General features: G+C 57.6%; 17 protein-coding genes. 7 read left to right on the top strand and 10 right to left on the bottom strand.

Going from position 1 to position 22,026, the window contains the following annotated elements; all coding sequences use genetic code 11:
- Positions 1-257: 257 nt before the first annotated feature.
- Entirely contained in the window at positions 258-491 is a 234-nt protein-coding gene (locus KQI84_00245) for a fructosamine kinase family protein (protein ID MCB2153287.1), read from the top strand.
- 264 nt (positions 492-755) lie between these two features.
- Here KQI84_00245 and KQI84_00240 read toward each other — a convergent pair whose 3' ends face one another.
- The 10 genes from KQI84_00240 to KQI84_00195 all read right to left on the bottom strand — a co-directional run bounded on the left by KQI84_00240 (position 756) and on the right by KQI84_00195 (position 18,163).
- The gene (locus KQI84_00240; protein ID MCB2153286.1) at positions 756-4,895 is read right to left on the bottom strand and encodes a hypothetical protein; all 4,140 of its coding nucleotides are present in this window, start codon (positions 4,893-4,895) and stop codon (positions 756-758) included.
- 667 nt (positions 4,896-5,562) lie between these two features.
- Positions 5,563-6,198, bottom strand: coding sequence for a M50 family metallopeptidase (locus KQI84_00235; GenBank protein MCB2153285.1), 636 nt, complete (start codon positions 6,196-6,198; stop codon positions 5,563-5,565).
- A gap of 93 nt (positions 6,199-6,291) precedes the next feature.
- Positions 6,292-6,636 carry a hypothetical protein gene (locus tag KQI84_00230; protein MCB2153284.1) on the bottom strand — a complete coding sequence of 115 codons (345 nt, stop codon included), beginning with the start codon at positions 6,634-6,636 and terminating at the stop codon, positions 6,292-6,294.
- 28 nt (positions 6,637-6,664) lie between these two features.
- Positions 6,665-7,927, bottom strand: a complete 1,263-nt coding sequence (locus tag KQI84_00225; protein ID MCB2153283.1) for a hypothetical protein — start codon at positions 7,925-7,927, stop codon at positions 6,665-6,667.
- Between the two features lie 59 nt (positions 7,928-7,986).
- Complete coding sequence (locus tag KQI84_00220; GenBank protein MCB2153282.1) at positions 7,987-11,025, bottom strand: DUF2339 domain-containing protein; 3,039 nt, start codon at positions 11,023-11,025, stop codon at positions 7,987-7,989.
- Between the two features lie 144 nt (positions 11,026-11,169).
- Entirely contained in the window at positions 11,170-12,045 is an 876-nt protein-coding gene (locus tag KQI84_00215) for an aldo/keto reductase (protein ID MCB2153281.1), read from the bottom strand.
- A gap of 55 nt (positions 12,046-12,100) precedes the next feature.
- Complete coding sequence (tyrS, locus tag KQI84_00210; GenBank protein MCB2153280.1) at positions 12,101-13,387, bottom strand: tyrosine--tRNA ligase; 1,287 nt, start codon at positions 13,385-13,387, stop codon at positions 12,101-12,103.
- Between the two features lie 158 nt (positions 13,388-13,545).
- Positions 13,546-15,417, bottom strand: a complete 1,872-nt coding sequence (locus tag KQI84_00205; protein MCB2153279.1) for a S1 RNA-binding domain-containing protein — start codon at positions 15,415-15,417, stop codon at positions 13,546-13,548.
- A gap of 80 nt (positions 15,418-15,497) precedes the next feature.
- Complete coding sequence (locus tag KQI84_00200; GenBank protein MCB2153278.1) at positions 15,498-16,145, bottom strand: 1-acyl-sn-glycerol-3-phosphate acyltransferase; 648 nt, start codon at positions 16,143-16,145, stop codon at positions 15,498-15,500.
- A gap of 125 nt (positions 16,146-16,270) precedes the next feature.
- Positions 16,271-18,163 (bottom strand): hypothetical protein, encoded by a 1,893-nt coding sequence (locus KQI84_00195; GenBank protein ID MCB2153277.1) that lies wholly within the window; start codon positions 18,161-18,163, stop codon positions 16,271-16,273.
- Positions 18,164-18,524: 361 nt separating this feature from the next.
- Between KQI84_00195 and KQI84_00190 the strand changes: the two genes are divergently transcribed.
- The 6 genes from KQI84_00190 (at position 18,525) to KQI84_00165 (ending at position 21,998) form a co-directional block, all read left to right on the top strand.
- A complete protein-coding gene (locus tag KQI84_00190) occupies positions 18,525-19,196 on the top strand; it encodes a hypothetical protein (GenBank protein MCB2153276.1) in 672 nt (223 codons plus the stop codon).
- 44 nt (positions 19,197-19,240) lie between these two features.
- Positions 19,241-19,579: a hypothetical protein gene (locus KQI84_00185; GenBank protein ID MCB2153275.1), complete on the top strand. Its 339-nt coding sequence runs from the start codon at positions 19,241-19,243 to the stop codon at positions 19,577-19,579.
- An 18-nt stretch (positions 19,580-19,597) separates the two neighbouring features.
- Entirely contained in the window at positions 19,598-20,224 is a 627-nt protein-coding gene (locus KQI84_00180) for a hypothetical protein (GenBank protein MCB2153274.1), read from the top strand.
- A gap of 78 nt (positions 20,225-20,302) precedes the next feature.
- The gene (locus KQI84_00175; protein ID MCB2153273.1) at positions 20,303-20,644 is read left to right on the top strand and encodes a hypothetical protein; all 342 of its coding nucleotides are present in this window, start codon (positions 20,303-20,305) and stop codon (positions 20,642-20,644) included.
- A gap of 212 nt (positions 20,645-20,856) precedes the next feature.
- Positions 20,857-21,402, top strand: a complete 546-nt coding sequence (locus KQI84_00170) for a hypothetical protein (protein ID MCB2153272.1) — start codon at positions 20,857-20,859, stop codon at positions 21,400-21,402.
- 86 nt (positions 21,403-21,488) lie between these two features.
- Positions 21,489-21,998 carry a MafI family immunity protein gene (locus KQI84_00165; protein MCB2153271.1) on the top strand — a complete coding sequence of 170 codons (510 nt, stop codon included), beginning with the start codon at positions 21,489-21,491 and terminating at the stop codon, positions 21,996-21,998.
- Positions 21,999-22,026 lie beyond the last annotated feature (28 nt).

Below are 22,026 nucleotides of genomic sequence, written 5' to 3'. Positions count from 1 at the left end.
GCGTCGACGCGAATCGATAACAGCTTGGTGAATATTCGTATATTACCAAGGCTACTTCCTCTGTTCCCAGAGGCAATCTTTTTTTGGGTGAGGAACAGATCTGCAGCCCCGAGGACTTGTCTCTCTGGCCCCGTGCGATCTCGCGGAGAAAGGCCGCGGCCGATCTCATGACTTGAAGCGCCGAAGTATCTTGCAAGAGTTTGAGGACTTGCGTTATTGTCTCAGCAGGCGATCTGTGAGACAGCGATGCGGTCCTCATCGACACGGCCGCGTACTGCGGCCGCCGCGAAGCCGACCTCGCCATGACGTTGCTGTTCGGTAATTTCGGGTCGGACTTCTACAAGGGCTACGAAGAGGTCTGGCCACTGGCGGAAGGCAGCTTAACACGCCTGGACGTCTACAAACTCTACCACCTGCTCAATCACCTGAACCTGTTTGGCAGCGGCTACCACGGCAGCTGCATGCAGATTCTGCAGCGGTATGCGGGGTGAGGGATGTGTCCTCAAAGTCCAGGGTCAGCCGCTTCATTCGGCTACTTTCTTCTTCTTGGATCCTCGTTTGAAGTATTTGCGACTTCTCCGTAGAGCTATCGTTCAGCATGGTAGATATCGCCGCCGAAAGCTATCCTCCAGTCTGATCACTAATTTCACATCCTTGTCGTCTCGGCGGGTCCCGTCAACGGTCCGCCCTTCCGGCACGTCGAATCTCATCATCGTCGCCCTGATTGACCGTCGGAATTCTTCGCCCCAGGGATCTCACAGAGCGATCGCTGTAATCTGCACATAGCGAGCGACCAGCTCATCGTCTGATGTGGATGTATCAACCTGCAGCCTGAATTGATATTCGCCATCACAGGTAACGCCGACAACCCTGTGAAAGGAAACCGACTGCCACTGATCCCTGTGTTGATCGAAGTGCTCAAGAGTATTCGTTCCCGCCTCGCTGATCGCAGGGCAATCACCTGCCGGTGAGCTGAATCGGAATTTGACATCATCGGTTCCCGAGCCACCTCGAATCTCAAAGCTGAACGAAACCATCAGCAGAACCTTCTGTCCCGCCTGAAGCGAGAGGGTGGTGGTCGGCCCCAGGTCAACATAGGTACTGGTCAAACCGGCATCGACCACGTATTCTGCTGCATTGAAAGTTGAATCCTGAAAGATGGGTTTTGAATATTCAAGGTTGCCGGATGTATCTGTCGCCATCAGGACAAGGCCAGGCGCCGGAGATGTGCCAGCCACCTGTAGACTCCCACCCATCTGGAGATTCCCATTTACCTGCAGAGAGTTCTCGACAAGCAACCCGGTGGGAGGCTCGGAAACGGTTTCCATAATTGTCAGAGAATCATCAAGCAGGGACGCGACATAGATGTAACCCGAATCAACCTCGACATAGCGTGCGCCATCCAATGCGTCGAAGGTTCCATCATTATCTCGCGCGACACTGATTGGAGCAGGAATCGTCGGGTCAGATACATCGATCAGCGTTAAGGAATCGTTACCCTCCGAGGCAACATAGGCGATGTTGCCAACCACAACAATATTGGCTGCCTGAAAGAGATGCGGGAATCCACCTACATTGTCACGGGCTACACCAAGTTGAACGGGAGCGGCGGGATTGCTGACATCAATACAGGAGAGAGTGCTGTCATTGAAGGCAGCAACGTAGGCTATCGTTCCCTGAACAAATACATCGTAGGCTCCATTTAAGCCATCGAAACCATTAACTCCATCTTCAGCAACTCCCAGCAAGCTTGGAGAAGCAGGGTTTGAGACATCAAGAATAGAAAGGGTGTCAGCAGTGTCGGCGGTCACATAGGCAGTCGTTCCAAGCACAAAAACGGAGCTGGCGCCATCTAAAGGGAGTGGAGCAATTGAGTGCAAAGCTGGATTGGCCGGATCAGAAACATCGATGAGGTTTAATGCATCATCTGCTTCGGCAGCAACATAGGCGACTGACCCCGAAACGAAGACATCCCGGGCTCCTCCCAATGATGTGAATACACCCACACCATCTTTTGCCACTCCCAGTTGAGAAGGACTGGCGGGGACGGAAACATCAATCATGGTTAATGCTGAATCAGCTCCCGCTGTAACATAAGCTACTCCGCCTGCAACAACAACAGAGTTGGCTCCTGCCAGATCGGTAAACCCACCAACACCATCTGTTGCGACACCCAGGAGCGTGGGATTGCTTCGGTCAGTGATATCGACAATTGTCAAAGAGGCGTCATCCTCGCTGGTAACATACGCTGTTGTTCCCTCAACAAAAACGGCGCTGGCTCTGTTTAGCGATGTGAAAGATCCCACGCCATCAACTACCGTTCCTAATTGAACGGGGACGGGCACGACGCTTCCCCCCAGAGGGCCCACATGCAGCGGCGCATAAGGCGCTGTGTTGCCGATCCCGGTCCGTCCCAAAGCATCCACATACACGACATCCGCTGGTGTTCCATCGGCGGCATCCAGCGAATGACCATCGCCAAAAGCGGATCCTGCCAAGGGTGATAAATCGGCGCTTAACACCCCGTCTCCATCCGTCAGCTCCAGACTTGTATTATTCAGTGTGAAGTTCGTATTATGAACGCCTGATAATCCAGATCCGTCGCCGGAAAAGGCAGACGCCGTGACTGTTCCATTCACTTCCAGCTTGGATGAAGGGGTACTTGTTCCGATACCGACGTCGCCCCCTGAATCAAGCACCAGTTGATCTGTCTGGTTGAATTTTCTTAAGATCAAGTCGGAATTGGAATTATGATAAATCACTGAATTCGAACTGCCCTGGGAAATCTTTAAGCCGCCCTGCTCGCCCTGAAAAGGACTATAGCTGTGAAGAATCGTATCAGGAGCATCGATGCCAATGCCAACCTGCCCCAGGGGATCGGTGGATATACCGGGAATCCCTCCGTTGCCCTCACGTTCGATATGGAAATTTCCACTGTCTGCTATCTTGATGTGATAGCGACTGGCGCCGTCCTTCATATCCACTTCGACATTTCCATTGGGCTCTCCCATCCGAATGTAGGAGCTGACACCGCCATTATCCGGCAGCTCGGCTTGAATGGTTCCAGCCACTGTCAGTGGATCGCTGGCTTCTGTTCCGATACCGACAGAGCCGCCAATGATGGCATTACCGCGAACATCAAGATCGTTGCGCAGCAGCGTATCGCCAACAACCTCCAGCCCGAGATTCCCCGGCGACAGCCCCAGCACGCAAAGCGCGTCATCATCTTCAGCGGCGACTAGCACAGAATCTCCGGAAACAGCGATCTCGAGTGGTTTGTTGAGAGCATCAAAGGTTCCCGTTCCGTCCTTGGCCGTTGCAATCAGCGCAGGATTGGCAGGGTCCGACACGTCGATCATTGTCACTGCATCATCCGTTACAGCCGTCACATAGGCGATCGAACCCACAACGTCGATGTGTGCCGCTCCCTGCAACTCGGTAAAGTCGCCCACGCCTTCTTTTGCCACGCCGAGAAGAGCGGGTGTCGCTGGAATAGAGACGTCAATCATGGAGACCGCGCTGTCCAGCAAGGAAACGACATAACAGATGCCGCCGTCGACATGAAGAGCAGTCGGAAAGCTCAGGTCGTTGAAGCCCGCAATATCATCAACAAGGACTGACAATTGAGTCGGCGTTGCCGGATTGCTGACATCCAGAATTGTCACCGAATTGTCCAGGGAGGAAACAAAAGCCGTCCCTCCTGAGACAAAGACATCAGAAGGCGTCACCATATGGGTGATGGTCCCGACTCCCGAAACGGCAGCCCCAAGCTGGAGCGGTGCGGCGGGATTGGAAACATCCAGGATGATCAGAGTCGAAGAAGCGCCAACATAGGCTCGATTGCCGGAAACAAAGAGAGCCCTGGCATCCGTCAGCCCGGAGATCCCCCCCACGCCATTGGCAGCAACGCCAAGCTGTGCGGGAGCGGTGGGATCAGAAACATCGATGATCGTCATGGCATCGAGCGAGGTCCCCCCAATCACATACGCCCGGTTGTTGCTGACAAAAACCGACTGGACATTATTAAGATTCGTAAAACCGGCCCCATCGACAGCTTCGCCCAACAAAGCCGGCGCCATGGGGTTTGAGATATCGATAATTGATAACGTGTCATCGACGCGCGAAGTAATAAATGCCTTCTGATTGCTGACAACCAGGTCTTGTGGACTCGAAAGTCTGGTAAACGCTCCCACTTCATCCTGAGCGGCCGCAAGCTGGCGCAGGGAGAAGGAACCTGAGGGGCTGCTTGAGCTGACACTCAAACCCGCTGTGGGTTTATTAGAACCCACCCCAACCCTGCCATCGGCATCCACAAAAACAGCATCAACAGGAGAACCATCCGCCGCGTCGAGAGAGTGCGCATCGCCGAAACTACCGGTCAGCCCGGAAAGATCCGCACTCAAGGTCCCTCCCGCATCGGTCAGTTCAAGGTTGGTTCCATTGAGCGACAGCGCCGTATTGCGTTCATTGGTTGGATCGGCATCGGCATCGTCGACGGCATCATTGAGAACATTCTGAGCCGTCCCTGCGTTTTCTGCGTAGATTGAGTAGGATGCCGGCTTCAGTTCAACTCGGGGATCGAGGCTGATGAAGGAACCACCACTAGGATTGGCCACCTCGATTCCCAGCCAGCGGGGTGATCCGTCGAAGACATCCCCGAAATCCAGATCCGTCTCGATGATGCCATCAGGCCAGGCGTGGCTCGAAACATTGATAGGGCCGGCGACCACTGTCGGCGAGGTGGCGGAATCATAGAGGGTGAAGCGCAGATCCACGTTGTTTAGAACAGGAATCCCCGCATTTTGCAGTCTTCCCTGGTAGCTGAAGGCCGTTCCGGGATCTGCGGCAGCCACATGGCAAAGGAGTGGGGGAAGAAGAAACGTCAGGAGCGTCATCAGCACTCCGTTCCAGGTGACAAGGCCATCTTGTGACGCTCGAGTAGGGGAAAAGAACCGATTCATGGGGAAAAAACCCTCTGTGAAGGATGAGAGACTGACCGGGCTCTACGCAGGAAGGGGCAAACGTTGTACTTAGGCAATAAGTCTTGGCACGTTCTGTCAATGTTTCATTCCTCTTTTCTCATCGATGCGGCCCTTCTCCCGAAGTATAATCCCGCACAGTTCCACCCCGAGCATTCCCCCATTTCGACTCTGGATGTTCCCAGTCTCCTCCTGCAGGCCTGGATTCGATCCGCCACAGTTTCGCCTGGGGGGAAGGGGTCGTTGCCAAGCCATTCCACTAAGCGGGGGAGCAGATTCGGAGCTGGGTTACACTTGTTGTTCTCCCATTTGAGGACGATGTACTTGTTTACACCGGGAATATCGGCTAGTTCCCGTTGCAGCAGACCGCGCTCAAAGCGACACTTCCTAACGTGATCACCCCAAGTGGTGACTTCTTTAGGAATCCTTGAATCTATTGGTTTTGGCACTGTTTTAGTGACATGGCAAAACGGCATCACCACCACCCGGCAGCGGCTACCACGGCAACTGCATGCAGATTCTGCAGCGGTATGCGGGGGTAAGTGTGGGGAGGCAGGGCGGAAGAAGCCCTTGGCCCGCAACGTCATGCATGACCGGCGCAAGTTCGGTCGATGCCTTTATCGGACGGTATCACATTCTGTATCTTCTTCTTTCGCCAAACCCGAACGAGTAGGGTGTGAAACAAGAGCACATGGAAGATCAGAGCGGAGAAGTACACCCAATAAGAAACCCCCAAGTCTCTTGCGGCAATCAATGGTTCCGGGACCTCGCCGCCCAAGAACACTGCGTGTCGTAGACCAGCTAAAGGAAGTGTCGAGTAGAGTATGATATCCCATGCAAAGGGAAGCGAGAACGTGATCGTCAGGCATGTTGACCAATGTGCTTCTCGCAGAAACGGCCACAGAATAATGAGATAGGCCGCGATTAAGGTGCAGCCAGATCCCATAAGAGATTCGACGCTCACTTTCCAATCCGCATTCAATCCGGAAATGCCGCATCCCCCGAGATTGCATGGAAACTCGTCAATCAGGGAGAAGCCAAGATCGGGAAATAACTCAATGCCGGGGAAAAGCCAGATGTGGTCAATCCGTCCTCCTAGTAGAATCGCTGTAGCACCATGCCCGAATTCATGGAAAAACCCTGTGGCGGGCAATCCCAGAAGCAAAGTTAGGATCACAAGGACGGCGATCTTCTTGAGATTGAACTCTTGAATAATCATGGAAGTTCAACGTGCTACTGAGGGTATGAGTTGATCCCTGCGCTTCTGCACTGGCTTCCCAGGGAACTCACCAAAGTTGGCCATCAAGAGATCCTACAGCCCGTACTCTTCGCCTTCGTCTCCCACTACCTGTGCGCCGAGTTGCTTGGCGAGGTCGAGAACTCGCACGCGGAACGTGCAGCCGGATTCGTCCCAGTTTTCGGGAGGCTCGAATGAAGCGGCTCCCCGCGATGACCAGCGCAGTCCAACCGAGCTGTTGGAGCTTTCGAAGATGGCATCGCCGGATTGTGCGGGGAAGCGGATCTCCTGTCCGGTTGCCGGATTGACCACAACGGTATCTTCTTCGTTCAAGTCGATCCCGCTGATTCTCGCGATCGCCGCCTTCCATTCGTCCAGAGTGATTGGCTCTTCCCGCTCGATGTGCAGTTCATATCCCATTTTCTTTACCTTGAGAAGGTGATTTGGTCTATTCCAATTCCACCGTGGCGTACAATGCGTAGGAACTCTCGCGCGACGTCCTGGAAGACGAGCCGAGCAGGGGGCCAACGTAGGGGATGCCGCCGACGATTGGTGGGCCGGAACTGGAGGACGTTGTTCTCGTCGAAATGTTTCGCGCGAGCGTCACGGTCTCGCCGTCACGAATGCGGACGCTCGTAGAGACGCCGCCGAGGAAAGACCAGTTCCCTGAGCGTTGATCCAGGTCGAGAAGGACCCCGCGGCCGGAGGGGCGTGCGGAGACCCATGCTTCCAGATAACCACTTGGCCCATCCAATCGAAGTAGCGACTCACCGCCAAGCGGAACGCGCACGAATGTCTCGGACTGTGATTGCACCTGACCTTCGGATTCCAGTGCGCGCAGACGTCCTCTGAAGCGATCCCCTGCATTGCCGACTCCAACGCCGAGTCCGCGGCCACCTCCGGACACGCGCACACTGGGATCGTCCGGCGACGATCCGTCGCTGCGATAGGTGACTTTGGTAGAGAGCGCCTTCAGTGCGCTCGCTTCGCCGCGAACGAGATGCAGCGTCACCAGCGCGGAGAGTGGCTGCTGATCCTCGTACGCTTGAATGCTTTCGTAGGGATCGCCATGACCACCATCAATCAGCTCATGCGGTGTTGCCTCAAACGCGATCGGAACGGCTTCGCGCGCCTTCTCGGCCGCAGCCATCGCATCCTGAGTGCGATTGTATTCGAGCAGAAAGGCTTCGGCGAATGCGGCTGTCTGCGGCGAGGGAGATTGCACGATGATCTCTGGGGGACTGACGACTCCGGAAATGCGAGTCGGGGATTTCTCGCCGGGCTTTGTTGGTTGCAGGGGAGGAACGCGGTCATGCCGACGGAAGAGAATCTCGATGGATGCGTCTTCCCGGGTTGTGACAAGAATGACATCGATAGTTCCCAATGCCACCTGGTTGCCTGACGCGAGATCCGCGCGATGTGGCCCTTCTTCGTCGATGAACATCAGCGTGGCGTCTTGTGCCCCGGCCCGGATGGCGAGCAGGAAGAGGCCTTTCCCGAAAGAGAGACTCTCGTCCGGCCGCATGGAGAGGCGCGACCATGCATCCGGCAGCGGGCTCTTCAAGGCTTCTTCGTATGCGTTGATCGCCATGCGCAGCGATCGGCCGGCTTCGTCCAAGTCGACGCCGGGGGAGAGGCGGACGGAGACAGGCTCGGCGGCCAGCAGACCGGCGAGAATTGTGAAGACAATCACGAGACATGACCGGCGCATGGTGGGACCTCCGGGTGGATTCGAAAGTAACCTATCCTGGCGCCGCAGCCCTGTCGAGCCTACTTCGGCGGCGGCGCGAGGCGCTTGCGCAAGATGCCGTAGGCGATGCTTGCGCAGATTGCCAGCACACCGACGCCCAGGAACGCGATGGACTTGGTCAACGTATCTGCCTCGACGAGATCCCTCAGGAAGATGCGTGCAACCGACACTCCCAAAACGGCAAGCGCCGTGTGACGCATCGGGCGATCGATGAAGATGAAGCCGGCAACGAGGAAAGCCACGCCGACCGCCGCCCATGCTACGGTGATCATCTGCGCTGGGAGGAATTGACCAGTCGAAAGAGCGGAGAGCGCAACGATCGCCGCACCAACAGGCAGCCAGATTCGCATTGCCAGCGCGATTCCGCCGGAGATTCGGGTATCGGTTTCACCCAATTGCCAACGGCCTTGCGACCAGACGATCACACGCGAAGCGGCAACGATTTCGAGCGCAGAGAGAAGTCCGAAAAGGGCAAGCCCACCAATTTCGAAGCGGCCTGCCGTGTAGGCTCCAATTCCGAGAGCTGGCATCAGAGCAAGCATCAGGAGCGCAGGAGTCGTCGTCCAGGGACAGCGCCTGCTGCTGCCCAGCGCGAACACGCCGATTGCGATGGCCGTGGAAATGAAGAGCGCAGGTTCGCGGCTGTTCCAGTAAGTGAATGGTGCGAACAGAGCAACGAACAGGAACGCGATGGGGATTGCATACCGTAGGATACGGAGCGCGTGGGGACGGAGTTGCCCGGCGAACCAGAGGCCGGCGAAGATTGCCCCGAGAAGAATCGGAGAGAGAAGACCTTCGTAGGCGTCGCTTACCGATGTGAGGAGTGTCCCAATCAAGAGGGCGAGCAATCCAAAGAGCGTACCGAAGCGGAATGCACGACCGGCCGGATGGGCCTCGTAGGATTCCCATCGTGTCGTTCGCTCACCCCGTTCTGCCTCATCCTCGACAAAGCCTGGAATGAGCTTCGGAAGCACTGGGATTCGCTGAGCGAGTAGCTCCAATCCTATCGCGGCAAGTCCGACGATTGCGATTAACACTCCCTGGAAGTCTTCCGCGATCGATGAGCACACTTGCACCGACGCAGCCGCAGCAAGGAACACCGCCGGAACCAGCATCAGGTCGATCAGGACTCGACCGATGGAATGACGAATCGTGCGTCGAGCCTGGTTCCAAAGCAAGATGGACAGCACTGCCCAAGTGATGAACAGCAACGCAGGTCCTTGCTCGTCGATGAAGAAAGCGCATGATAGCATAGAAAGGCAGGCCGCCGCGATTGTCCAACTGGTCGCGCGAAGAACAGTGATGCCGAGCAGGAGCGCCATGCCGACAGAGCAGTAGATGGCAAGTTCAACGATATCCGGAGTTGCCGACGGGAATGAATGTATTGCAGCGATCAGAAGGGCGGTTGCGGTGATGCTGCGGAACTGCCCGGATGCTGCTTCCAGCCAAGCAATCAATCCGCTGGCAAATGGGTGAGGACCTGTAACCCAGACTGCTTCCCATCGCAGTGTGGAGGCCAGCAGAAGAAGGCCGGGAATCATCTGCGCGACCAACTGTGGGAACGTCGTCGTGGCACCGAAACCCGTGATCGATGTCACTGCCAGTCCGGCGCAAACGGCTGTCAGGGGACGCAGCAGGCGCAGCACGCGGGCACGGCTTGCGGCAATGGAGAGAATCAGTGCCTCGGCCGCCAGAACGGAAGCCTCTGTCAGCCCGCTGGTTGCAGCAACCAGACCGGCAGAGAGAAGCGCTGCAGCCGAGAGAATGTGGAACGTGAGCAGTGTTCCACGACGCAGAGCCGGAGCGACGAGACGAATAACCTCGACTGCCGTGAGTGCGAAGAGCAGGTACTCGACTTGTGGCCAGAAGACCTTCGTTTGCCAGACAAGGAAGAGCGACAGACCGGCAAGTCCCAACGAGTTCACAATCGCGAACGATGTCGAGTAGGGGAGAAGGCCGGGCTGCATGACAGGCGCAGCATCGTGCGTAGCGGCTTCATCGAAGGCTCGCTCCCGCGCGACCCAAACGCGCCCCCACCGCCAGAACGCGGCGGTGAAGATTGCGTGATAGCAGGCGAGCGCTCCGAGATGCGCGATGACCTCGCCTTTTGCATCGCCGAGCGGAAATAGCACCCACAGGATGAACGTGGCCAGATATGTTCCGGAAAGAGCCACCGCCGTGAGGGCTTTCCACTCGTTTCGCACGAGCAGAACTCCTGCACCCAGGGCGAGAATGCCAAGCGCCACGAGACAGAAGCTCTGGCTCGTTTGTGCGCTGACCAGCGCGGCGATAACGCCGAGAGACAAGCCCGCAATGGCGATGCTCTGAGACTTCCATCGTTCCGCCAGGACTGCTAGAGTCCCCACGAACGCGAGCATCAACGCAATCGATGGAATCACAGGGAAGACATGCATCGGCGGAATGTAGTGGGCGGCAAAGGAAACGAAGTAGCCCACCGCCAGGCCGATTGCCATCGTCAGTCGGCCAAGTCGCTCGTGACGACGCTGCACAAACCAGCCGCCGGCGACCAAACCGCCCATCAGTGCGTAGCCGAGCAAGACGCGAACAGGCTTACCAAGCTGTTCCGGCAACAGCGTCGCGCCGATGGCGGCTCCGACGAGAATCAGAACGCCGGCAACTCGCGGAAGCCAGACTGTGGCAAGGCGAACCTCCCAGGATTCTTTCGGCTCGGAGGGTTTGGCGGGTTCGGATCGCTTGAGTTTCTCGAAGAAGTCATCCTCGCCGAGGAAAGCCGGCACTGGTTTGGGCTTCGGCGCCGCCGGTGGATGCACGACTTTCGGAGCAACGGGCTTCGGAACGATCGGCTTGGGAATCTCGCGCAAGGGGATCGCCTTCGGCGTCTTGCGTTCCTCGGGAATGACCGTCGGCTTGGGCTTGAGGGCTGGCAGGTCCTTCGGTCGGAACGTGGGAACGCCGCGCTGGAGTGGCTGATCCAATTCCAGGCGGCCGATTCGGCGATCCAACTCGGCCAGGCGGACCTCGTGGCGCTGCAACTGGGCAGCGACCTCAAGTTCCGGAAGCGGGGCTACGGGAGGCATGACGGCGCTCCTTTTGGAGAGCTATAATGGGATACGGGAAAAGTGTCTTCCGAGTCGGTGCGGCGGTCAACCATATAATCAACGTTTGTTGACTAATAGGATATGCAGAATGATGTAGAGCGAGCCGGCAGGCTGGGCGAAGCTTCAGACCTGACCGATCCAGTCCTCGTCGTGGGACTTGAAGCTTTGGCGGAGGCGATTGTGGAGGTACTCGGGAAGCGGGCCTTGCTGGATCCAGCGGATGTTCTGCTTCAGATGTTCCAGGTTCGATGTTCCGCTGATCACGCAGTGGACGCCGGGCTGGAAGGCTGCGAAGCGCAGAGCCAGCTCGCCCCACTGCACGCCGCCAGGTGTCAGATCCATTGCTGCGGCGCGTTCCCAGTAGGGCTCGCAGTAATGGCCGACGGGGCGCTGCTCGAAACGCCAGAAGGCGTTCGCAAGAGGACGTTTGCCGATGACGCCCATGTTGCGCTCGCGAGTCTTGGGGAGCGCCTCATCGACGACGCGCTGGTCGCAGATGTTGACCGATGTCTGGATGGAGGCAAATGCGCCTGTTTCGAGCGCATAGGCGCGATGCTCGTTCTCGCCGGAGTATGCAGCGACGCGCACCTTGCCGGCATCGACGGCCTTTTGCAGCGCCTCGATGACTTCGCCACGTTCGAGCACGTCGCGTTCGCAGGAGTGGAGGTGCATGATGTCGATGCGATCGGTACGGAGCGTCTTCAGGGCCAGATCGATCCCGGCAGTCACACAATCTCCGGTCCAATCGTCATGGCCGGGGACAGAGTAGCCACATTTGCTGGAGAGCACGAAGTCATCTCGCCGGTGGGAGAGGAACTTGCCGATCATCTCCTCCGAGTCGCCATAACCGCGAGCCGTGTCGATCAGTGTGATGCCTGCATCGACGACTCCGTTCAGCAGTCGCTCTGCCTTGTCCTCATCCATGCCGGAGATATGCCCGGCTCCGAATCCCAGAGCAGAGACCTTCAATCCTGTCTGGCCGAAATCGCGCACTTCCATGTTTGTGGCTCCTGTGGTCGGTTAAGCGGAGCCCATAAGCGAATGGAATGCCTCTTTACGCGCTGACCTCGACAAGGCCGTACTTCTTCTTGCCGACGCGCAGCACATTGATCCGGTGCGGGAAGTCCGCTGACGAGAGCTTGACCTTCTCCACGGGCTCCTCGTTCAGGTACAGCCCACCCTGCTTGCGCAGGCGATCCGCTTCCTTTTTGCTGGAGACGAGACCGGCCTCTGTGAAGACCCTGAGTGTTGCGATTTCATCCAGGTCCGTGGCTGCGAAGGACAGCCAGGGCGTATCGGGGAAACGCGCCTGAACTTCTTTATTATCAAGCTTTGAGAGTTGCTCCGCCAAGCTCTCCTCAGACGAGCCAAAGAGCGTTTCGGCGGCGTCGCGAGCCTTCTTCGCTTCGTCCTCGCCATGCACGATTCTGGTGACTTCGAAGGCCAGTCTCTTCTGTGCTGCCCGGGATTCAGGGGCGCTCGAATGCTCGATCATGACGGTCGCAATCTCCTCCAGATCGAGGAGCGTGAAGAGCTTCATGTAGCGCTCAACATCCCGATCATCGGCCCGCACCCAGTACTGGAAAAAGTCGTAGGAGGACGTCCGTTCCTTGTCGAGCCAGACGGCGCCGGCCTCGGTTTTGCCGAATTTCTGGCCCGTAGCCGTCGTCAGCAGCGGAAATGTCAGCCCAAATGCCGGCTTCCCGATCGTCTTGCGAATGAGCTCGATTCCTGCCGTGATGTTGCCCCACTGATCGCCACCGCCGCACTGCACGCAGCAGTTCTCGTGCTCCATCAGGTAGCGGAAGTCGTAGGCCTGCAGCAGCATGTAACTGAATTCGGTGTAGGAGATTCCAGCGTCGCTGTTCAGGCGAGCACGGACAGATTCCTTCCCGAGCATTTCGCCGATCCGGAAGTGCTTGCCGACCTCGCGCAAGTAATCCAGAAACGAAAGCTCGGAGAGCCAGTCGTAGTTGTTGACGATCTTGGCGCCGCTCTTGCCGCTGAAATCGAGGAACAATTCGAACTGCTTCCGTTGCCCGGCGATATTTTCCTCGATCTGATCCAGGGTCTGCAGGTTGCGCTCGGCGCTCTTGCCGCTGGGATCGCCGATCATGCCCGTCCCGCCGCCGATCACCGCGATGGGGCGATGGCCCTGGCGTTGGAAGTGCATCATGCCCATCAGGGGCACCATGCTGCCAATGTGCAGGCTGTCGGCTGTCGGGTCGAATCCGATGTAGAAGCTAACGCTCTGCTTGGAGGTCAGTTCTCGGAAGGCCTCCACATCGGTGCAGTCCTGAATGAACCCGCGCTGCTCGAGAATCTCGTAGATATCCGCCATGGCTCTTTCTTTCCTGAAGTCAAAGTGTGGCTACTTCATTGCCGGAGGCTGTGTGCCGTCAAGGCGAAGGGGGCATTTGCGCGGCAGGTGAAGCATCCAAGAAGAAAGCCCCGCGTTGTGGTGGGCGCGGGGCTTTCGGAGTGTGCTCTTCGATGATCTTACGACTCGTCGTCTTGCTTCTCCGCGTCCTTCCGCGCCTGCTCCAGGGCTTCGCCGAACATCATTCCGCTCTTGGCGTCGCTGCCCTTCTTCATATAGGACTTCACCTGATCCCGCTCGACCTGACGAAGCGCATCGCGGCGGGAGAGGCTGATCTTCTGATTCCGCGCGTCGACCTTGACCACTTTGCAGGTGATCTCCTCGCCGGCATCCAGTGCCTTCTCTGGCAGTTCCACCCGCTTCTCGTCGATCTGGCTGATGTGCACGAGGCCCTCAAGGCCTGGTGCCACTTCAACGAACGCGCCGAAGGGGGCGAATCGCGTAACTTTGCCAGTGATCAACGTGCCGACGGGGTGCTCCTTCACAAACTGGTCGAAAGGAGACTCCGTAAGCTGTTTGATCCCAAGGCTGATGCGGCGCTGCTTCTTGTCCGTCTTGATCACAACGCATTCGACCTCTTCACCGACCTTCAGGACTTCCTTCGGGTGATTGATGCGCTTCTCCCAGGACAGGTCGGAGACGTGCACCATGCCCTCGATGTAGTCGTCCAGGCGGACGAAAGCGCCGTAATTGGTCAGCGAGGTCACTTTGCCCTTCACCTTGGTTCCGCGGGAGTACTTCTTGTCGGCTTCTGCCCAGGGATCCATCGTGATTTGCTTCAGGCCCAGCGACATCCGGCGGTTCTGCTTGTTGAGATCGAGAACCTGACAGGTCAGATCGTCGCCGATCTTTGCGAACTCCGAGGGCTTCTTGTTTCCCGGAGCCCAACTGAGATCGGAAACGTGCACCATACCGGTGACGCCTTCCTCAAGATGGATGAAGATGCCGTAATTCTGAATGGCGATCACCTTGCCGGTGACGATGGTGCCAACGCTGTACTTGTTGTCGATCGTATCCCAGGGATCGGGATTGATGCGCTTGCGAGAGAGCGTGACCTTGCCGGTCTCCTCGTCGATCTTGATGACCTTGACTTCGATCTCGTCGCCGGCCTTGACGATCTCCGACGGATGCGTGCCGCGATCATAGGAGACTTCCTCGCGCGGAATGAACCCGTCGATGACGCCGAGGTCGAGGAAAACGCCAAAGTCGAGCGCGCTCTTCACCTTGCCTTTGATAAGCTGATCTTCAGACAGGGAGTCGAGCATCTCGCGGCGCGCACTCTCGCGACGCTCGTACAGGAGACGACGGCGAGAAAGGACGGCGCGTTTGCGGCGAGGATCGTACTCGATCACGTAGGCTTCAATGTCCTGCCCGACCATGGAGTTCAAGTCCGGGATGCGGAATAGATCGACCTGGCTGGCTGGCATGAAAGCGGCCAATCCAATATCGACCATGACGCCGCCCTTGACGGTGGCTGAAATCCGACCGCGGACCGGCTCCTGAGACTTCAGCGCCTCGCGAACGGTGGCTTCCGCTTCGCGAACGCGAGCCTCGCGGTGCGAAACCCGGGGGCTGCCCTCGGAATCGCGACCGACCTGGACGACCTGGATCACCTGGCCGGGCTGAACATCCGGCTTTCCATCAATCAGCTTGAACTCGTCGAGGCGCACGAGAGCTTCGGCTTTGCCGCCCATGTCGACGAGGACACCGTCCTCGCGCACGGCAACGACCGGCACTTCGATGATTTCGCCACGAGAGGCATCTTCGCCGGCACCGGGCAGGTGCTGGTCAATGAGGGCGTCAAACTGATCGATTTCCTGCTGCAGTTCCGCGTCTTCGTCCTCGCCATGCTCTTCCTGTGGGGGAGAGGCGGGAGACTCCGATTCTGCGGGTGGACGGGCGGCGGCTTCGGCTTCGAAAGACGCCTTCTCGTTCTGCTCAGGATTGGTAGGTGTATTTTCCGGTTCCGGGCTGGTTCGTTCGGGGCTCATTCTTCAGAGAACTCCTTGAGGGTGGTAGCACGTCTGAGAGTGCGTTGTAGGTGACTGGGGGGATTGGTCCCCTATTCGAGTTAGAGTGCAGAAATCTCGGCAAACATTAAGTCAGAGACGGCGCGATACAAGGACTTTTTTTCCTGTTTCATGTCGACTCGGTCCTTTACCAGGAACGGTTTCCCGTAGCGAACACGCACTTTGGCCGGGCGGGGCCACTTCCCGCCGCCACGGGGCCATGCCTCGTAGGTGCCGCGGATTCGAGCCGGAAGAATCTGGGTTCCCGGCACAGATGTCGCCAACATCGCTGCCCCAAGCAGGAATTCCTGCATCTCGCCTGTCACGGATCGCTCACCTTCCGGAAAGAGGAGAACGCATTCCCCTTCGCTCAGGAGGTGAATGGCCCTCTTGATGGCCTTTCGATCGACAGGGAGTTCGCGATCGACCGGGAACGCACCGAGCGAAGCAATGAATCGTCCGAACCATCCGGTCTTCCAGAGCTGCTTTTTCGCCATGTAATGCATCATGCGCGGGAAGGGACCGCCCACGAATGGCGGATCCAGATCGCTGATGTGGTTACAGACGACCAAGACTGGGCCGCTCTTCGGGATGTTCTCGCGCCCGGAGATAGACAGGCGGTGGTAGATGGTCCCGTAGACCACCGCCATGAAGGAGATGAATCGGACCCACAGGGGCTTCTTCTTCGGAGGGGGGAAATCCATGGACAAGCTGCGGAGAACTCTCCTGTCAAGGCACCAAGAATTCACAGGACGCAAAGCAAAGCCCGGCCCGAGGTGGGACTCAAGCAGGAATTTCTGGGCCGGTACTTGAAGACTGCCTTCCAGGGATGAGTCTACCAGAAGTACCATCCCTGGGCCCCGAGGGGGGTGGGCGTCGGAGTCGGCGTCGCGCCACCCGGGAGCGGATCCGTCAACGTGCTGTCGTACGCACCCACCGTCAGCTCAAGGAAGGACACCGAAATCAGCGGAACGTTCGGAGGATCGGGCGCCACAACCACACTGTGGTTCGGCGCCGGCGAAGCCGTGTTCGTGAACGTAATTGTGCACAGCGTCAGGTTGTTTTGCGTAGTGTCGAGGTTACCCAGCGTAGCGATCGTCTTGTAGGTGCCCTGCGCATCGGTCTGCGGCTGGCCATTGTTGCTGAACCTCGGCGCGATGCCGCCAAGGTCGACGTCCACGATACCCGTCGGCTCCGTCGAAGCCGGATCGTAGTAGACGCGCAACGCGTACGATGCCACGGGATCCTCGATGTTGTTGCGCACCGCGATATCCACCGTAAAGCTGCCGTTCACCGCGTATGGATCGCCCTCAACGTTCGTCGTCGCGATGATCGCACCGTTCACCGGAGTCGGACTCGGCGTCGGAGTATCAGACGATGTCGGCGTCGGGCTCGGGGTATCCGAAGGCGTCGGGCTCGGAGTTTCAGTCGGAGTCTCCGAGGGCGTCGGAGATGGTGTCGGCGTCCCGCCACCAGGGAACGGATCCGTCATCGAACTGTCGTACGCGCCCACCGTCAGCGCATTGTCAGACGGCGCAATCAGCGGAATGTTATTACCATCTCGCGCCACCACCACACTGTGGCTCGGCGCCGGTGAAGCCGTGTTCGTGAACGTAATTGTGCAGAGCGTCAGGTTGTTTAGCGTTGTATCGAAGTTACCCAACGTATTGATACCCATGTACGTGCCCTGCGCGTCGGTCTGCGGCTGGCCACTGTGGCTGAAGTTCGGCGCGATGCCACCAAGTTCGGCGTCCACGATACCCGTCGGTTCCGTCGAAGCCGGATCGTAGTAAACGCGAAGTGCGTACGAAGCCACTGGCCCCTCGGTGTTGTTGCTCACGGCAATGTCCACCGTGTAGCTGCCGCTTGCCGCGTACGGGGCGCCCACAACGTTCGTCGTCGAGATGATCGCACCGATCACCGGAGTCGGACTCGGCGTTGGAGTATCAGACGGTGTCGGGGATGGAGTCTCCGTAGGCGTGGCCGTCGGAGTATCAGAAGGCGTGGGAGACGGCGTGTCAGACGGAGTTGGGCTCGGAGTATCAGACGGAGTCGGGCTTGGAGTATCGGACGGAGTTGGGCTTGGCGTGTCCGAAGGCGTCGCGGACGGGGTGGCCGTCGGCGTATCTGTCGGTACTTCACTGGGAGTCGGGCTCGGGGTAGGTGTCTCCGACGGAGTGGGACTTGGTGTTGGTGTCGGTGGGTTGCCGATGGTCAAAGTGCCCGAGGTGCCGATGCTGGGAACCTCGACATTGAGATTGTCTCGGACTTCCGTGTCGGTGACGCCGACCAGATAGTAACCGTCCGGCAGATCGCCAGGAATGGTGAACGTCAGCGTGGCAATCTCGCCGTTGGCGATGTCCGGGCCGCTGATGATGACGCCTGAGAGTTCGAATTTGTCTTTCCGGTTCGGGTCTTCCTCCGGGCTGATTCGGCTCAGGATCGTCACATTCGGCTGGTCGGCACCCTTCCCAGCGACTGGGTTCGTCGGCTGAGTCGAACCACTCGGAACATCGAGAAGACGCGGGTCAAAGTCCAGGAAGACGGAGAACGCAGAGATAACCCCGGGCTCCTCGGCGCCACTGAACGTGATTGACAGGGTGATATCATCTCCCGGGTTGCCGGCCCCATCGCCGACTGTTATCGATACCTCCGCCAGGCCCCAAACCGGGGTCAGCAGAAGAATTGCCATCAGAGCAATCGACAGAGACCAATTCCGTTTTTCCATCCTCACACGACCCTCCTGGAATTTCATTCGATCCCGGAATCCGTACCAACACGCCAAGACTGCCCGAAACAGCGGGCGTAAATCTAGTCAAATCTTGCCCATTCTGCCATAGAGTGTGGACTGCCGTGGAAAAGGGGCGAACAGGCAAGGAGCTCAAGTATCGCTCCAATCCCGGCTAAGGGGGCCGCGTTTTGCCTTGTGCCTGCCCGAGCGACACTCCGCAATTAGCACAGTCGTCAAACATGTGGGCTCGAAGTTCCGCCCGCCAGAGATGATCCGTCCGCGGGCCCAGTGCGGACCTATCCAAGTGGAAGACAAGGGAGAGAGAGATTCTGGCGGCTTTCACGGAGGAAGGAAGAGCATGGCACCACTCTGTACTCTGGGGGCCGTTCCAGCGGCGCCGGTTCTCGGGATGATACTTGTCTCGTCGTTCAGAGGAAACTCTGGACAGTATCAGGACCTGCTTCGGCTCTATGGGAAGTTCCTTGGGTACTCGCTTGCAGCCATCAGTGTCTATATCGCGGCAATTGGCATCGAAATTCCGCCCGTTGTTCATTCGATCCTGATCATTGCCGTTCCTTCTGCGCTCCTTCTGATCGATTCGATCCTGGGCGTGCGAGTGAAAGTTCTCGGATGTGCAGGATTCCTGGTCCTTTGTGGGGTACTTCTCTTCGTCTCAGACCCGGCTCATCTATCCCCAGAGCAAGCGAGCATCCAGTATGATTCTGCGATATCATGGCTATTCCGCGCCGGGATGATCTTGGTTGGCATTGGGTTGGCGTGTTACGTCCTGCAACATCTCTCTCCAAGCCAACGGATTCGGAAGCTGATCGAACGTGTGGGCGGGCCGATCCTTGTCATCTGTGTCGATCTGTGCTTCTTGGCACTTGTGGTCGCCTTGTTCGTGTTTGCGTGCTGTAGTCCGGTTTCACTGGCGGGCCAGATCCTCTTGGCGCTCCTGTGCACGGTGCTCCTTTTCACCCTCTTCCTGATAACGTATCTCACGTTCAAAGAGGTTCCGCGGGAGCGATGAATATGCAGTTGAGTTGCGCGTACTGAGAAAGGAGGGAATCCCCCGTGTTGAAGCTCGCCACATTCGGCATCCTGCTCTTGTTGGCTTGTGGGATCCTGATCATTTGGATCTCCATCATCGCCAAGTCCGAGCGCAGGAAAAGAGAGATGGAAGAACTGGGGACGGCTGTCATGTCGGTCGCCGTCTTCGCGTTTTCAGTTCTATCTGTCGTCCTCCTCATGCTGATTCTCTCCAGCGAGGTATACGGCTTCACCGCCAGACTTCTGCTGGGCATCTGCTGCGTGTTGCCGATCGGCTGGCTTGGCTTTCGAGTCATGAAGGATCTCATCAAGCACATTTGCACTCGCAATCGCCGTCAAGGGAGAACGAAGCCGAGTGCTTAGACTTGGTAGGTGCAGACAATGAAGACATCAGCAGGCTTGGGCATGACCCTCTCTACCGGCACCAATAGTGAGACGTTCCATCGCTTTGTGGTCCGGAGAATGCGTACACAAAGGCGCCTGGTAATCGGCTTTGCGGCCTTCGCAGCCGTGCTTTCGTGTGCGTTTTGCTGGGAAGTTCTCCGGCAGCCGCAATATCAGCATAACAGGGCCATGTGGCTGCTCAGCACAATTCCCGTCGCGGCGTTCATGTCCTACTGCTGGTTCTTTCTTGTGTGGGACCGGATGGCAATTGTGGGGAAGGATCCGTACTCCATCTGGATTGAGCCGCTGATGGTCGCGAGGGTGAGGTTATGCTTCCACTTTCTGGGCGTGATGCTTGGCATTCGGGCGATCTGGGTCTTGTGGCAGCACCCCTATCACCTTTGGATCGAAGGCCTGCTCATGATCGCGGGTTTTGTGGGCTCAAGAGTTCTCCTCAGCATGACAAGGCGGCTGGGAACCCGGATCGTCCTCGATCCTAATGCCCCTGTGGTGGAGTCCATCGGTTACGAGGGTGAACTCAGCCTGCTCTCGATTGCTCTTCTAATGCCAAAGGATTTCAACTCCTTCCGAAGGGTTCGGCAGAGTGAACGGGGAAGGGGCTGAGGGGTCACTATCGTTGCGGCGATGTAGAATAAAGCACTGGGTTTGGCGTATGGAGAAGGGAGGAAATCCACCATGACAATGAAGCGCAGACTCCGATTTAGAGACATTCTTGTTCATCTGGGCCTCCTGTCTGCGTTCGTCGGCATCATGGGAGGAATCGCCTTCAGTGCCATGATGCCTGAGGAGCGTGCAGAAGGGTGGCTCGCGACGCTCACCGCGGCAGGCCGAGTGATCGGGATCGGCCTTTTCTTGGCCGGATTAGGGATGATGACGATCGGGTCTCTCTTCGAGGCTTCCGTTGGTGTCGAGATGGTCCTCAACGCGCCCAAAGGGATTCACCGGTCAGAACTGCCGCAATTGCCGGAAGGGAACTCTGCCGATGCGCAGCGGCCCGGCGCGGCCGCTGTCGAGGAGAGATGACCATGACCGCAACATTCGTCGAGCAGATTGACAGCATTGGTGCAAGGTGCCAGCGCACGATGGCCACAGAGCAAGTTTCAAGGGGTGCGCCAGGTCTGGATATCTCCCAAGGCGATGAGCCAGCCTGATGATGTTTTGAAAGGCTATGGACTCTGTGGGGCTCGGTCACAAAGGCAGGAATACACCCAACGGAAAACCCAGAGAAGACCACGATGAACCTGGAAATCCGACATACGCGAACTTCCCTCTTCACGCCGGCCTCGGGGGTCATCTCGAGTCCGGATGGGGAAATTGATGTCAGATTCAAGAACTTCTGGCTTAGGGGAGTAGTCCTGAACGATGCAGCAAAGAGGCTCATCGCGCGAGTTGTTCGCAAGTCGCTACTCCACGGAATCTACGGCATTGAGACGCTCGATGGAAACTCGGCGACAGTACACAGGCAAGTCTGGGGAATTAATCCGGTGAGTGTCTCGGCCGCTTCCCTCGCGGGACATTCGACGACGCTCTCCGTCGCTTGTGATGAGACCGGATGGAGAGTCTACGGCGAAGCCGACATTCTGAGTGAGATCCGCTACCATTCTGGGCCAAGAGTCGAAACACTCCAATCGAACTTCAGTGCGTTAGCCCGAGGCGAGTTCTCCCCCCTGGCAATCGCGAGAGACGCTGATGTCGTGGTGCATTCCGAAGAGCTCCTGTCTTTTCTGCTTGCCCTCAACCTGCTCCTCTTGCGGTTTGACCGTGAAGACAGCGCAGCATAGGGGAGAAGAAGGGGGACTGGCGGCACCATATCGGAACGGTACCAGAATGAGTGAAATCGGGACCCAGACCGATCTTTGGATCGTGTATGTGGCAATACGGGGACAGGAGACTTCATCTTGCCCCGGAGATCGGCCGGGATGTTTCTGCAGACGTGGTGACAGAACATCGAGGACATCCATCATGGCACGGCCCGCTCGAATCGTCTTGCCAGGTGTTCCGCATCACGAGACTCACCGTGGGAACCGCTGAAGCCGACCTTCGTTGGAGGCGGGAAGAAAGTATCCTGTCCTCGAATTTGCTAATGGTTAGGGGCTATTGCGACATGTTCCATCGACTGAGCAGTGAAGAAAGATTTCTTGGACTTGTTACAGAGCTGGAGGAGTCTCTCTCGCCGGAGAAAGTCTATATGATCAGGGCAGATTCAGAGGCCGGCGAGTGGGGAGTTGCATACGACATGCTCATGGATCACCTCTGCGAAGAGGAGATACAGGTTACGAAGGCACAGTTCGAGCTGCTGCGACATCTTGCTTCTGTACTCCGCGAGGATTTTGATCGAGCGCTCGAACTCATCTCGCGAAATATCGTGGAAGGCTGAAGGGCGTTTACATCCCACAAGGGGAGTG

Source organism: bacterium, from assembly GCA_020444065.1.
GTDB lineage: Bacteria > Sumerlaeota > Sumerlaeia > SLMS01 > JAHLLQ01 > JAHLLQ01.
Note: the sequence above shows the minus strand (reverse complement) of the source record. Positions and strands in the feature narration are given on the sequence as shown.

Excerpts from the sequence above, each read along its gene's own strand:
- KQI84_00215 (MCB2153281.1), bottom strand. The coding sequence starts at position 12,045 with ATGGAAGTGCGCGATTTCGGCCAGACAGGATTGAAGGTCTCTGCTCTG.
- KQI84_00205 (MCB2153279.1), bottom strand. The coding sequence starts at position 15,417 with ATGAGCCCCGAACGAACCAGCCCGGAACCGGAAAATACACCTACCAAT.
- KQI84_00235 (MCB2153285.1), bottom strand. The coding sequence starts at position 6,198 with ATGATTATTCAAGAGTTCAATCTCAAGAAGATCGCCGTCCTTGTGATC.
- tyrS (MCB2153280.1), bottom strand. The coding sequence starts at position 13,387 with ATGGCGGATATCTACGAGATTCTCGAGCAGCGCGGGTTCATTCAGGAC.
- KQI84_00170 (MCB2153272.1), top strand. The coding sequence starts at position 20,857 with ATGAACCTGGAAATCCGACATACGCGAACTTCCCTCTTCACGCCGGCC.
- KQI84_00230 (MCB2153284.1), bottom strand. The coding sequence starts at position 6,636 with ATGGGATATGAACTGCACATCGAGCGGGAAGAGCCAATCACTCTGGAC.
- KQI84_00175 (MCB2153273.1), top strand. The coding sequence starts at position 20,303 with ATGAAGCGCAGACTCCGATTTAGAGACATTCTTGTTCATCTGGGCCTC.
- KQI84_00195 (MCB2153277.1), bottom strand. The coding sequence starts at position 18,163 with ATGGAAAAACGGAATTGGTCTCTGTCGATTGCTCTGATGGCAATTCTT.
- KQI84_00180 (MCB2153274.1), top strand. The coding sequence starts at position 19,598 with ATGAAGACATCAGCAGGCTTGGGCATGACCCTCTCTACCGGCACCAAT.
- KQI84_00190 (MCB2153276.1), top strand. The coding sequence starts at position 18,525 with ATGGCACCACTCTGTACTCTGGGGGCCGTTCCAGCGGCGCCGGTTCTC.
- KQI84_00165 (MCB2153271.1), top strand. The coding sequence starts at position 21,489 with ATGTGGCAATACGGGGACAGGAGACTTCATCTTGCCCCGGAGATCGGC.
- KQI84_00225 (MCB2153283.1), bottom strand. The coding sequence starts at position 7,927 with ATGCGCCGGTCATGTCTCGTGATTGTCTTCACAATTCTCGCCGGTCTG.
- KQI84_00220 (MCB2153282.1), bottom strand. The coding sequence starts at position 11,025 with ATGCCTCCCGTAGCCCCGCTTCCGGAACTTGAGGTCGCTGCCCAGTTG.
- KQI84_00240 (MCB2153286.1), bottom strand. The coding sequence starts at position 4,895 with ATGACGCTCCTGACGTTTCTTCTTCCCCCACTCCTTTGCCATGTGGCT.